A 12423-nucleotide genomic window follows, 5' to 3' on the forward strand; every position below is an offset into this window, starting at 1 on the left:
TGCTCGACGCGCTCGGAGTGGTCGAGTTGCCGCTGGTGCCGTTGCCCCCGCTGCTGCCAGAGCTGCAGCCGGCCACGATGACGAGCAGGGCGAGCGCAAGACCGAGGCTGAGCTTCCTCATGATCCAACCGTACCCGCGGGCGGCCGGGAAACGACGATGCGGGCCGTCGGTCAGAACCGGGCGGACAGCCCGCCGTCAACGGTGATCGTCTGTCCCGTGAGGTAGCTGTTCTCGTCGCTGCACAACCAGACGGCATGTACGGCGATCTCGGGCGGTTGTGCCGCGCGGCGGATCGGCAGCCGCTCGTGACCGACGTAGATCGACTGGAACCATTCGCTGTCCAGCTCGTTCTCACCATCGACGATCGACATCGGCGTCTCGACGAAGCCGGGCGCGATCGCGTTCACGAGTACGCCGGAGCCGGCGAGCTCGAGCGCAACCGTGCGAGTCGCGGCTTCGAGGCCGCCCTTCGAGACGTCGTAGGCGAGCGAGAGTGGTTCGCTCAGCCGGCCGTGGATGCTGGTGATGTTGAGGATGCGGCCATATCCCCGCTCGGCCATCTGCGCGCCGAGCCGGCTCATCAGGAACACCGGCGAGTGCAGATTCACCTGCAGGGTGCGGTCGTAGGACGCCCGGCGTAGCGCCGTTGCGGGTTCCGGGATGGAGACCCCGGCGCAGTTGACGAGGATGTCGACGCCGCCGAGCCGGTCGTTGGCCGCGGCCACGATGTGGTCGAGCGCGGTGGGGTCGGCGAGGTCGGCGGTCAGGACCGGCACCGGTCCGCCCTCGGCAAGGTCCAGGCCGAGGACGGCGGCGCTTTGGTCGAGGAACGCCTGGGCAATTGCTCCCCCGATGCCCCCGGCGGCGCCGGTAATGAGCGCTCGCCGTCCAGCCAGGCGATCGCCCACAACCAGCACAGTACCAGGTTGAATGGCGGTTTGATGGAATCGGTTCTTCGGGCGCTTGACCACCGAGTTGACGGTTAGTCCGGGGGAACGGCAGAACCCGGCTCGATTTGACTGGAAAGGTTTTCATGCCGTTCGGTTGCCGGGTTCGACGACGGGATCGTTCGGGGGAGTGGCAGATGGCGGTCGGGGGGGTCGACGTGCACGGCCGGGTGGTCGCGGCCGAGCTGTACTTTCCGGAAGGCTTGCGCTGGCGCGACGGAGCGCTCTGGTTCACCGACCAGTACGGCGGCACGGTCTGCCGGATCGGTGGCGGCTACGAGGTGGTTGCGCGGATGCCGGGCCGACCAGGTGGGCTCGGCTGGACCAAGGACGGCACGCTGCTGGTGGTCGCGATGGAGCGCAGGTCGGTGCTCTCAGTGGCACCCGGCGGCGCCCTCACCCTTTACGCCGACCTGTCCCACCTGCTGCCTGCGTATGCGAACGACATGCTGGTCGACCCGCAGGGGCGGGCGTACGTCGGCAATTACGGCTTCGACGTCGAGCACGGTGAGGCCGAGGCACTCACCCGGATCGCTCGGGTCGACCCTGACCGTTCGACGCACGTCGAGCCGCCGGAGCTGATGTTCCCCAACGGCACCGTGCTGGTGGATGGCGGCCGGACGATGGTTATCGCCGAGACCTTCGGCGACCGGCTGACCGAGCTGACCGTTGCTCCCGACGGCGGCCTGTCCGACCCGCGGACATTGCTGGAGCTGCCCAAGGGCTCCGGTCCGGACGGCATCGCCGTCGATCGCGCGGGCCGGGTCTGGGTGGCGTGCGCGTTCTCCAGCCGGGCCATCGCGGTCACCCGGGCCGGCGAGATCGATGCCGAGATCGAGGTCCCCGGCGAGGGCGTCTACTGCCCCGAGATCGGCGGTCCGAACGGCACCACGCTCTACCTCGGCATCGCGTCCCTCGACGAGGAGTACGCCGCACGGACGCCGACCGGCCGGATCGAGGCGTACGACCTGTAGCCGGTCTTCGAGGTCTGTGGCCTAGTACATGAGCTGGCCACCGGTGACGTTGAGCGTCGCCCCGGTGACGTAGCGCGCGTCGTCGCCCATCAGGAACGACACGGTGGATGCCAGCTCCTCGACCGCGGCCATCCGGCCGAGCGGAACCATCTGCCGGAAGTCCTCGATCTGCTGCTCGGACAACCCGCCGAGCATCATCTCCGTCTCCACGAATCCCGGGGCCACGGTGTTGACGCGGACCCCGTGCGGGGCGAACGTGCGAGCCAGCCCGCGCGACATCGACACGACTCCGCCCTTGGTGGTGGCGTAGACCACGGCGCCGCCGAACCCGCCCGTGTTCCACGCCTGTGACGTGAAGTTGACGATGGACCCGCCTTGCCCCTGCCGAACGAGCGCGGTCGCAACCGCGCGGTTCAGGAAGAAGGTGGCTTTGAGGTTCACGTCGATCTGCAGGTCCCAGTCCTCCTCGCTCACCTCCTCGACCGTCGCGCGCCGGCGAAGTACGGCGGCCAGATGCGCGAGGCCGAGAAAGCGGTCCGCGGCCGAGAGCGCCGCCTCGACCAGGGCGTCGTGGCCGGCGAGGTCGCGCAGGTCGGTCGCCCAGGCGCGATGCCCGTCACCGGGTAGCGCGCCCACCACGGCGTCGAGCGGGTCGGCGTCCCGATCGACGGCGATCACCGCAGCTCCGTCGTCGGCAAGTCGGCGCGCGGTGGCGGCCCCGATCCCTCGTGCGGCACCGGTGACGATCACGCTCGGGCGGCCTCCGGCCACGGGCGTGGTCATGAGAGCGGCACCGCGAGAATGCGGCCGGCCGGATGGGCCGCCGCCTCCACTTCGTCGAGCGGAGCGACGGCGACGAACAACGTGTGTCCGTCATCGCCGATCACACAGCAGTTCACGCCCACCCCCGGGATCCGGATCTCGTCGACGACCTCACCGCCGCGCGTCACGGCGACCGCTCGTTCGCCGTACGCGCAGGGCACCCAGATCACCCCGTCGGCGGTCACTGCGATGCCGTCCGGCCCCGAGCCGGCCGGGAGCTCGACGATCGGTCTCGGGTCGAACAACCCGCCGTCGCGGCCGATCGACATCTCGGTCACCCGGTCCGCGAACGTCTCGGCGACGAGCAGCGTCCAGCCGTCGTCCACGATGACGCAGCCGTTGGGGAAGACCACCTCGGGCGGCTCGACGAGCACAGCACCGTCGGGGTTCACCCGGACGAGATGGGTCGCCTCGACCGGCGCACCCGCATCGACGTCGTAGCCGTAGTTGCCCACGTACGCCCGGCCGTGTGCGTCGACGACCATGTCGTTGGCGAGCTGCGGGCACACCTCGGACAGGTCGGCGTACGTCGAGGTCGAGCCGTCGGCGGCCACCGCGCGGAGCGCCTTCTCCTGCATGGAAACGGCCAGCAACGTGCCGTCCGGCAGCCACCCGAGACCGCTCGGTTGGCCCGGAACCTCGGCAACCACGCGGGTTCCGGACCGGCTCAGGCACGACACCGTGCCGCCGAAGACGTCGGAGAACCACAGCGAGCCGTCGCGCCAGCGCAGCCCCTCCGGAAAGAACAGCTCGGCGGCGGCAACCGAGTGCCGGGAGAAGTCGGCCGGCATCAGTAGCGGACCAGAGTCCTCGCCGCGTCGACGATCGCGTCCACGTCCGGCAGCCATGCGTTCTCGAGGTTCTCGGCGTACGGGATCGGTGTCGCCGGCGACGTGAGCAGGACGGGAGGGGCATCGAACAGCTCGAAGTGCCCAGTGGTCATGCGCGCCACCAGCGACGCGCCCCAGCCGCCGTCCGGCGGCCCTTCTTGTACGACGAGCAACCGCGAGGTGGTCTCGAGCGAGCGGACGACGGCGTCGTCGTCGAACGGCACGAGGCAGCGCGGGTCGATCACGCAGGCCTCGATGCCCTCCGCCGACAGCTTGGCCGCTGCGTCGGCCGAGCGGTGTCGCATCTGCTGGGTTGCGACGATGGTCACGTCGCTGCCCTCGGTCACCACGGCCGCCTCGCCGAGCGGGACGAGCTCGCGTCCGGCCGGCAGCGTCCCCTTGAGGTTGAACAGGTTCTTGTGCTCGAAGACGAGCACGGGGTTGTCGTCGTCAACCGCGGACTGCATCAGTCCGAACAGGTCCTCGACCGTTCCCGGCACGGCGATTTTCAAGCCGGGAATGTTGAGGAACCAGTTCTCCGCTGGCTGCGAGTGCTGGGCGCCGAAGCCGCCGCCGGCGCCGTTGCTGAGCCGGATGGTGACCGCAAGGGTCCCCTGCCCGCCGGTCATGTAGCGCAGCTTCGCCAGCTGGTTCGCCAGCTGGTCGTAGGCGACCCCCGCGAAGTCCGCGAACATCAGCTCGGCGATCGGGCGAAGGCCGGTCAAGGCCGCCCCGATCGCGGTGCCGATGATCGCCTGCTCGGAGATCGGGGTGTCGCGCACCCGCATCGGACCGAACCGCTCGAGCAGTCCTACCGTCGTCTTGAACGCACCACCGGCAGCCGCGACGTCCTCGCCGAAGAACACGACCCGCGGGTCTGCCTCGAGCGCGGCCGCGATCGACTGGCCGACCGCTTGCCGGTAGTTGGTTTCGCGCGCCTCGCCGCTCATGCGAACACGTCCGTCGTGAGTGCCGACAGCCGGGGCTCGGGACTGGCGAGCGCTCGGTCCATTGCTTCCGACACCTCGCGTGCGGCGCTCTCGGCCGCCTCGTCGTCGGCTCCGGAGTCGAGCCGGCCCTGGCTGATCAAGGCATCCCGCAGGAGGCTGATCGGGTCGCGCGCCAACCACTCGTCGAGCTCACCGGTCGGTCGGTAGGTCGCCTGGTCGCTGCGGGAGTGGCCGTGATGACGGTAGGTGTTGGCCTCGAGCAACACCGGCCCGTTGCCGCGCCGGGCGTGGTCGAGGGCCCATTCCGCGGCCGCCTGCATGGTGCGCACGTCGTTGCCGTCGACGCGCACGCCGGGTATCCCGTACGCGGCGGCACGGTCGGCGAGGACCGTGATCCCCGTCGTCTGGGCCACGGCGCTGTACTCGCCGTACTGGTTGTTCTCCAGTACGAACAGCACAGGGAGCTTCCACACCGCGGCCATGTTCAGGCTCTCGTGGAAGGCGCCGATGTTGCTGGCGCCGTCGCCGAAGAACGCAACCGCGACCGAGCCGGTGCCGAGCACCTGCGACGCGTAGGCCGCGCCGAGCGAGATGGGCAGGTTCGCGCCCACGATGGCGTTGGAACCGAGCGCGCCTCTCGCGACATCGGTCAGGTGCATGGAGCCGCCCTTGCCATGGCACAGCCCGAGCTCGCGGCCGAGGATCTCCGCGAAGCAGCGGTCGAGCTCGGATCCGATCGCGATGACGGCGCCGTGGCCGCGGTAGGTGCAGGTCATCGTGTCCTGTGGCTGCATGGCCGCACACACGCCGACGGCGACCGCCTCCTGGCCGCTGTAGAGATGCGTGCTGCCGCGAACCAGGCCCTTGAGAAACAGCGTCTGCACGCCGTCCTCGAACCCGCGGATCAGCCGCATCGTCCGCAACAGCGCGGTGGCGTCGGCGGTCAGCGAGTCGTGGACGGTCGGCCAGCTGGTCGGGATCTCGCTAGCGGTGCCCACTGTTCATGCTCCTCGTCACTCTCGATCCGCTCTGTGCGCGGCGACGTAGTCCCAGTCCAGCTGCCAGCCCAGCCCCGGCGCGTCCGGCAGCTTCAGCATGCCGCCGGACAGTGTGGGCCGGTTGACGACCAGATTCCACCAGAAGGGGTCGCGGTCCGGGTGGAAGCACTCGGCGAACGTCCCGTGCGGTTGGCTCGCGATCAGGTGCGCCGCCACGTGCGGTTCCTCGTGATGGGCGACGCGTACGTCGTAGGCCAGGGCGACCGCGGCCATCCGCCGCCAGGCGGTCGGGCCGCCCGACCACGAGGCGTCGAAGTTGCAGAAGTCGATCGCGCCGGCCTCCATGAGGTCGCGGCAGCCGCTCACGGTGTACTCCGACTGCCCGGCCGCAACCGGCAGCCCGCCGAGGTAGCGCACGTCGCGAAGCGATCGCCGGTCGTTGTGCCAGCGCACCGGCTCCTCGAACCAGGTCACGTCGAGGTCGGCGCAGCGGCGGGCCAGCTCGACCGCGTCGGCCACCGAGTAGCCCTGGTTCGCGTCGATCGTCAGCACGAAGTCCGGCCCGGCCGTCTTGCGCACGGTCTCGACCCGGGCCGCGTCCTCCGCGGGGGACAGGCCACCCACCTTCAGCTTCATCCCGGCCAGGCCGATCTCGAGATAGCCCTCCACCTCCGCGACGAGGTCGGCATCGGTCTGGCCGTAATAGCCGCCGATGACCACCATCGGCACCGCGTCGCGGTAGCCACCCCACAACCGCCACAACGGGCAGTTGAGCGCCTTGCCGAGCGCGTCCCACGCGGCGGTGTCCAACCCGGCGAGCGCCACCAGGCCGATCCGGCGGTCGCGCAGGATGTCGAAGGTCGCGCGGTACCCGAGCTCCCACAGCGCTTCGATGCCGCGCACGTCCCGGCCGACGACCAGCGGCGCGATCTCGTCGTCGACCACTGCCTTGATCTCCTGCAGGGTCCGGTCCTCGTCTGCGACGTACGCTTCGCCGACCAAGCCGCCCGCGACGTGCAGCCGGACGATCAGCGTCGCCCGATGGGTCATCCGGTAGTGGCTGCCGCGGTACTCGCGCGCGAGCGGCGCGACCACCGGGACGGTCTCGACTCGATCGATCCTCACCGCGGGTCCTCGATGCTCGTCTCACCAACGTGCTGGAAACGTTTCGCCAGAGTGTCGCACAGTGCCGGCGCACCCAGCGAGGGATCTGACCGGTTAACCCCCGCATCGAATGTTCGTTCAGTCTCCATCGCGACTACATCTGACTGGTCAATGCCGCACCGGAACGGATTGCAGTTGTGGCCACCGCCGGCTGGTAAGGTCCGAGCGACAATCGTCGCCCAAGGCGGGGATAGCGATGGGGACAGGGTCGTCGTGACCGCTCGAAACGGCCGGCGCGTCGGTATGCGCGACGTGGCCGAACGCGCCGGTGTTGCGATCTCTTCGGTGTCGCGAGTGCTCTCCGGCAACCCCGACGTCAGCACCGTGATGCGCAACCGGGTCGAGGACGCGGTCGCGGCGCTCGGCTACGAGCGGGACCTGATCGCGCAGAGCATGCGCAGCGGCCGGACGATGTCGATCGGGTTCGTCGCGATCGACGTCGCCAACCCGGTGATCGCGGCGAACTCCGCCGGCGCGGTGACCGAGCTGCGCAAGGCGGGCTACAGCCTGCTGATGAGCAACTCCCGCGGCGACCCCGCGCTCGACGCCGAGCACATCCGGCACTTCGAGCTGCGTCGGGTGGACGGTCTGGTCCTCTCCCTCGCCGACGAGCGGCATCCTCGAACGCTCGACGTGCTGCGCAAGTTCGAAGGGCCGATCGTGCTGATCGACCGTTCGCTGCCGGCCGACATCCCGGCCGGGGCGGTCGTCCACAACCACGCCGAGGGCATGGTGCCCGCCGCCGAGCACCTGCTCGACCTCGGCCATCGCCGGCTCGCGCTGATCAACGGCGCACCGAATGTCCGGCCGTCCAGGGAGCGGGCGGCCGCGGTGCGCCGCGCGGTCAAAGGCCGGTCCGGGGCGACGCTGAACGTGCGGGCCGGCTCGTACTCCGCCGAGCACGGGTACGACGCGACGCTCGCGGCATTCGCCGAGCCACGTCCACCGACCGCGGTGATCGTCGGCGGAAACCAGATCCTGCAAGGGGTGATGCGGGCGTTGCGTGACCTCGGCCGGCGGATTCCCGACGACGTCAGCCTGGTGACCTTCGACACGGTGCCGCTGGCCGAGTTCCTCGAGCCGCCGCTGGCCTGCGTGGTCCGCGACCCGATCGAGGTCGGTCGCCAGGCGGCCGCTCTCCTGCTCGAGCAGATCGAGGGCGCCGAGCCGCGCACCGTGACGGTGCCGACGGAGTTCGTGCCGGCCGGCAGCTGCGCCGCGCCCCCGAAGCGGCCGGGCGCCCGCGCGGCTGAGTAGTTGATACCGAGCGGTCGGAACCATTTCCAGCCCTCGACCAGCAGCGGCTCCACGTCGCCGACAGCTTCGCGCCGCGGGCGCGAACAGCTGTCCAGCACGGTCAACGGTTCCCGCCGGTCGCGACATCGGGCGTCGATAACGGCAGGGAATCGTTTCCGACCAACCGGCCCGTTCGCCTTGACAGGGCCGGTTGCCCGGGACACGATCGTGCTCCCGGCCGATGGTGTTCACCCGGCGGCACCGGGGTGAAGACGCCAGCGGACGAGCGATTGTGATCGGTATGCAGACCCAGCGGTTCCTGGTGCGGATCCAGGTGAACCTGCCGCCCGGCACCGATCCGGCGACTCGCCGGTCGCTGCTCGACGCCGAGCGGAGCCGGGGAGCGGAGCTGGTGCGGGCCGGCACCATCCACGAGATCTGGCGCGTGCCCGGCACCTTCGGGAACGTCGGCATCTGGCAGGCGGCGGACGCGACCGCCCTGCACGAGGCGCTGAGCTCGCTGCCGTTGTTCCCCTACATGGCGATCGAGACCCTCGCGCTCGCCGACCATCCGCTCGCTCCGGTGCTCGCCGAGGTGGGCCGGTGAGCGCGCTCGGGGACCAGGTCGGGATCGTCACCGGCGCCGGCAAGGGGATCGGGCGTGCGATCGCCGAGGAGCTGGCCCGGGCCGGCGCGGGCGTGGCAGTGTTCGACGTCGACGCGGACGCCGCCGCGGCCGCGGCCGAACAGCTGCAGGCGATCGGCGTACCGGCTCGTAGCTATGTCGTCGACGTTTCGCGCTCGGCCGACGTCGACTCGGCGTTCGAGCGGGTGCACGCGGACTTCGGGCGGCTCGACATCGTGGTCAACAACGCGGGCGTGTCCTTCGTGGGCCCGCACATCAAGGACGTCACCGACGACGTCTGGGACCGCAGCATCGGCGTGATGCAGACCGGGGTCTTCAACTGCATGCGCGCGTCGACTCGCTACCTGCTGCCGCAGCGCTCCGGTTCGGTGGTGTCGATCTCCTCGATCCGCGGTTTCTCCTCGAACCCGGGCCGGATCGCCTACTGCGCGGCCAAGGCGGCCGTGATCATGATGACCAAGGTCGCCGCTGCCGAGTGGGCGCCGTACGGCGTGCGGGCGAACGCGATCGCACCGGGTGTCCAGCGCACGCCGATGTGGGACGCCGACGTCGCCCTCGGCGTCGTGGACGAGGATCGAGTGCTTCGCACGACTCCGGCCGGCCGGCTCGGGGAGCCCGACGAGATCGGCAAGCTTGCGGTGTTCCTCTGCTCGGCGGAGGCCGGCTTCATCAACGGTGCCTGCGTCACGATCGACGGCGCGCTCACGTGCGTGCCGATCGACGGCGAAGTCACGAGGCCGCAGTGAGCCAGACCGCCGTGCCCGGCGTCGAACCGGCCGACCCCGGCATGCGCAACTCGCGGACCGGGCCGTTCCGGATCGCGGTGCTTCCCGGTGACGGGATCGGCCGGGAGATCATGCCGCCGACCATCGAGGTCCTCGACGCGCTCGCCGCGGACGAGGGGTTGGACGTGCGCTGGACGCATCTGGACTGGGGGACCGACCGCTACCTGTCGCTCGGCAGCTACCTGGAGCCGGCCGACCTCGACGGCCTGGTCGGTCAGGACGCGATCCTGCTGGGCGCGGTCGGTGACCCCAGGGTTCCTGACGACGCCTCGCTCTGGGGGCTGTTGCTGCCGATCCGCCAGCGCTTCCGCCAGGCGGTGAACCTGCGTCCGATCATGTCGTTCGACGGCATCGCCGGGCCGCTGCGCAATGGGGAGCGATTCGACTTCCTGATCGTCCGGGAGAACAACGAAGGGGAGTACGCCGGAGTCGGCGGGCGGCTGTTCTCGGGCGGCGACCGCGAGGTCGCGATCGAGTCTTCGGTCTTCACCCGCATGGGTGCCGAGCGGGTGATCCGGCTGGCGTTCGACACCGCGCGCAGCCGCCGCGGGCGGCTGGTGTCGGCGACGAAGTCGAACGCGCTGCGCTACTCGATGACGTTCTGGGACGCGGTCGTACGCGACGTCGCGACCGACTATCCCGACGTGAACCTTGAGTCCGTGCACATCGACGCGCTCGCGGCCCGCTTGGTGCGCTCGCCCCATGACCTCGATGTCATCGTCGCGTCGAACCTGTTCGGGGACATCCTCGCGGACCTCGGTGCCGCCTTGATGGGCAGCTTGGGGCTGGCGCCATCGGCAAACCTCAACATCGACGGCGATCTCCCGTCGATGTTCGAGCCGGTGCACGGCTCGGCGCCGGACATCACCGGCCGTGGCATCGCCAACCCGATGGCACAGCTGTTGTCAGCCGCACTGATGCTCCGTCATCTCGGCGCCGAGGCGGCTGCAGACCGGCTGGAGCGCGCGGTTCGCCTCGCGCTCAGTACCTCTGCCGGGCGCACTCCCGACGTCGGGGGTACGGCGACCACGATCGAAGCCGCGCGCGCTGTCTCAGCCGCGCTGGCCGCAGCGGAAGGAGCGGACCGTGGGTGACATCGGCGCCGTGCACCACACCGGGCTGACGGTGCGCGACCTCGACCGATCGGTCGCGTTCTATCGCGACGTACTCGGCTGCAGCGTGATCATGGAGCAGGAGAAGGTCGGCGGCTATCTCGCCGCAATCGTCGGCTATCCCAATGCTTCGGTGCGGATGGCCCACCTGTACGACGCCGCCGGTCGCCACGTGATCGAGCTGTTCGAGTATCGAGCTCCCGACCTGCTCGATGCGGAGCTCGAACCACGCCGGATCGGGAACGCCCATCTTTGCTTCGTGGTCGCCGACCTCGTCGCCGTCCACGAGCGGCTCGTGCAGGCCGGCGTCGAGCTGTTCAGCCCACCCGTTCCCATCGACACCGGTGTCAACGCGGGCGGCTACGGGCTCTACCTGCGCGACCCTGACGGAATCACCCTCGAGCTGTTCCAGCCCGCGCCGGGCACGGCCGCGGACGCCCTGCTGCGACTGACCTCATGAGCCGAGCCGGCAAGGTAGGGATCAGCACACCGGGGCGCGTTGTGCTGCCATCCTGGGAGCCATCGGAGGGGTGTGGATGGCACCGATAACGATCGACCGGGTCGGCAAGGTCTACCCGAACGGCTACGAAGCGATCCGCGAGCTGAGCCTCGACGTCGCCGAAGGCGAGTTCATGGTGCTGGTCGGCCCGTCGGGCTGCGGCAAGACGACGGCGCTGCGGATGGTCGCCGGGCTCGAGGAGATCACCTCGGGCACGCTGCGGATCGGCGACCGCGTTGTCAACAACGTCACGTCAAAGGATCGCGACGTGGCGATGGTGTTCCAGAACTACGCGCTCTATCCCCATATGACCGTGGCGGAGAACATCGCGTTTGCGCTCAAGCTGCGCCGCGTGCCGAGGGCGGAGACCCAGCGCAAGGTCGTGGAAGCAGCGGCCATCCTCGGCCTGACCGAGTGGATGGACCGCAAGCCCGGCCAGCTGTCCGGCGGGCAGCGCCAGCGGGTGGCGATGGGCCGGGCGATCGTGCGTGATCCCGCGGTGTTCCTGATGGACGAGCCGTTGTCGAACCTCGACGCGAAGCTGCGCGTGCAGATGCGTTCGGAGGTGAGCCGGATCCAGCGGCGGATCGGCGTCGCGACGCTCTACGTCACGCACGACCAGACCGAGGCGATGACGATGGGGGACCGGGTCGCGGTGCTCAGGTCCGGCACGCTCCAGCAGTGCGACCACCCGCAGACGCTCTACGACTGGCCGAACAACCTGTTCGTGGCCGCCTTCATCGGTTCCCCGGCCATGAACCTGTTCGAGGCAGTGCTGAGCCCGGATGCAAGCTCGGTCACGATCGGCTCCCAGCAGATCGCCCTGCCCGAGCAGGTGCACCGGGCACGGCCGGGCGTGCGAGCGTACGGCGGCCGTGGCGTCGTCGTCGGGATCCGCCCGGAGGACCTTCCGGCGGCGGACGGTGCGGCCCCCGGGTCTCACACGCTGCGAGCGGAGGCGGTGCTCGTCGAAGCGCTGGGATCCGAGCTGTTGGTGCACTTCTCGATCGATGCCGAACGCGTGCACGTCGACTCCGCCCAGGACAATCCCAACGACGAGCTGGACGACTCAGGCGAGCTTGCGGTGCGCGGCGAAGGCATTGCGAGGGTCCAACCGCGCCTGCGCATCAGGGCCGGCGACCGCACGGAGTTCCTCGTCCACGCCGAGCGCATGCACTTCTTCGACCGGGAGACCCAGCAGGCCATCGTTCGGTGACTTCGGGGACCGGAGCCGGTCACGGTTCGGCAACGGTTCCCTGGATGCGGTTGCGGCGACGGGTCGGCTCGCCCGGCGTAGCGGGGCCGGTCCACTTCAGGCTGCCCTTTTCCCAGGAATACCAACGGATGAGACGCCTTCCGAGTGGCCCGCCACGGGCCGGCCGGGGCCGTGCCGGGCGGCTGTCACGAGCGGTCGGCGAGGCATCGCCGGATGCGCTTGACATCGATCCTGGAATCGGTT

Annotated in this window: 13 protein-coding genes; 7 read left to right on the forward strand and 6 right to left on the reverse strand. The window is 69.9% G+C overall.

Annotation, left to right across the window (positions count from 1 at the left end):
- Nucleotides 1-171: 171 nt before the first annotated feature.
- Complete coding sequence (locus VME70_12085) at nt 172-909, reverse strand: SDR family oxidoreductase (protein ID HTW20936.1); 738 nt, start codon at nt 907-909, stop codon at nt 172-174.
- A 176-nt stretch (nt 910-1085) separates the two neighbouring features.
- Between VME70_12085 and VME70_12090 the strand changes: the two genes are divergently transcribed.
- Nucleotides 1086-1922 carry an SMP-30/gluconolactonase/LRE family protein gene (locus tag VME70_12090; GenBank protein HTW20937.1) on the forward strand — a complete coding sequence of 279 codons (837 nt, stop codon included), beginning with the start codon at nt 1086-1088 and terminating at the stop codon, nt 1920-1922.
- A gap of 21 nt (nt 1923-1943) precedes the next feature.
- On the opposite strand, the gene VME70_12095 is transcribed toward VME70_12090, so the two are convergent.
- From VME70_12095 to VME70_12115, 5 genes are read right to left on the reverse strand one after another with little or no spacing between them, the layout of a single operon-like run.
- Nucleotides 1944-2705 (reverse strand): SDR family NAD(P)-dependent oxidoreductase, encoded by a 762-nt coding sequence (locus VME70_12095; GenBank protein HTW20938.1) that lies wholly within the window; start codon nt 2703-2705, stop codon nt 1944-1946.
- Nucleotides 2702-3535, reverse strand: a complete 834-nt coding sequence (locus tag VME70_12100) for an SMP-30/gluconolactonase/LRE family protein (protein HTW20939.1) — start codon at nt 3533-3535, stop codon at nt 2702-2704. The genes VME70_12095 and VME70_12100 overlap by 4 nt, the downstream gene beginning before the upstream one ends.
- Nucleotides 3535-4524, reverse strand: a complete 990-nt coding sequence (locus tag VME70_12105; protein ID HTW20940.1) for a transketolase C-terminal domain-containing protein — start codon at nt 4522-4524, stop codon at nt 3535-3537. Before VME70_12105 ends, VME70_12100 begins: the two co-directional genes overlap by 1 nt.
- Complete coding sequence (locus VME70_12110; protein HTW20941.1) at nt 4521-5522, reverse strand: thiamine pyrophosphate-dependent dehydrogenase E1 component subunit alpha; 1002 nt, start codon at nt 5520-5522, stop codon at nt 4521-4523. The genes VME70_12105 and VME70_12110 overlap by 4 nt, the downstream gene beginning before the upstream one ends.
- A gap of 15 nt (nt 5523-5537) precedes the next feature.
- On the reverse strand, nt 5538-6647 hold the full coding sequence (locus VME70_12115) for a mandelate racemase/muconate lactonizing enzyme family protein (GenBank protein ID HTW20942.1): 1110 nt from the start codon (nt 6645-6647) through the stop codon (nt 5538-5540).
- Nucleotides 6648-6899: 252 nt separating this feature from the next.
- Between VME70_12115 and VME70_12120 the strand changes: the two genes are divergently transcribed.
- From VME70_12120 to ugpC, 6 genes are all read left to right on the forward strand, one after another.
- Nucleotides 6900-7943: a LacI family DNA-binding transcriptional regulator gene (locus VME70_12120; protein ID HTW20943.1), complete on the forward strand. Its 1044-nt coding sequence runs from the start codon at nt 6900-6902 to the stop codon at nt 7941-7943.
- A gap of 280 nt (nt 7944-8223) precedes the next feature.
- A complete protein-coding gene (locus VME70_12125; protein HTW20944.1) occupies nt 8224-8529 on the forward strand; it encodes a muconolactone Delta-isomerase family protein in 306 nt (101 codons plus the stop codon).
- On the forward strand, nt 8526-9314 hold the full coding sequence (locus tag VME70_12130; GenBank protein HTW20945.1) for a glucose 1-dehydrogenase: 789 nt from the start codon (nt 8526-8528) through the stop codon (nt 9312-9314). The genes VME70_12125 and VME70_12130 overlap by 4 nt, the downstream gene beginning before the upstream one ends.
- Nucleotides 9311-10447 carry an isocitrate/isopropylmalate family dehydrogenase gene (locus VME70_12135; protein ID HTW20946.1) on the forward strand — a complete coding sequence of 379 codons (1137 nt, stop codon included), beginning with the start codon at nt 9311-9313 and terminating at the stop codon, nt 10445-10447. Before VME70_12130 ends, VME70_12135 begins: the two co-directional genes overlap by 4 nt.
- Nucleotides 10440-10925: a VOC family protein gene (locus VME70_12140; protein ID HTW20947.1), complete on the forward strand. Its 486-nt coding sequence runs from the start codon at nt 10440-10442 to the stop codon at nt 10923-10925. Before VME70_12135 ends, VME70_12140 begins: the two co-directional genes overlap by 8 nt.
- Before the next feature lie 76 nt (nt 10926-11001).
- Nucleotides 11002-12180 (forward strand): sn-glycerol-3-phosphate ABC transporter ATP-binding protein UgpC, encoded by a 1179-nt coding sequence (gene ugpC / locus VME70_12145; GenBank protein HTW20948.1) that lies wholly within the window; start codon nt 11002-11004, stop codon nt 12178-12180.
- Nucleotides 12181-12423: the final 243 nt, after the last annotated feature.

The organism is Mycobacteriales bacterium (assembly GCA_035504215.1).
Classification (GTDB): domain Bacteria; phylum Actinomycetota; class Actinomycetes; order JAFAQI01; family JAFAQI01; genus DATAUK01.

Bases quoted from the DNA above. Each gene is read 5' to 3' on its own strand.
- ugpC (HTW20948.1), top strand. From the start codon at position 11,002: ATGGCACCGATAACGATCGACCGGGTCGGCAAGGTCTACCCGAACGGC.
- VME70_12125 (HTW20944.1), top strand. From the start codon at position 8,224: ATGCAGACCCAGCGGTTCCTGGTGCGGATCCAGGTGAACCTGCCGCCC.
- VME70_12100 (HTW20939.1), bottom strand. From the start codon at position 3,535: ATGCCGGCCGACTTCTCCCGGCACTCGGTTGCCGCCGCCGAGCTGTTC.
- VME70_12090 (HTW20937.1), top strand. From the start codon at position 1,086: ATGGCGGTCGGGGGGGTCGACGTGCACGGCCGGGTGGTCGCGGCCGAG.
- VME70_12095 (HTW20938.1), bottom strand. From the start codon at position 2,705: ATGACCACGCCCGTGGCCGGAGGCCGCCCGAGCGTGATCGTCACCGGT.
- VME70_12105 (HTW20940.1), bottom strand. From the start codon at position 4,524: ATGAGCGGCGAGGCGCGCGAAACCAACTACCGGCAAGCGGTCGGCCAG.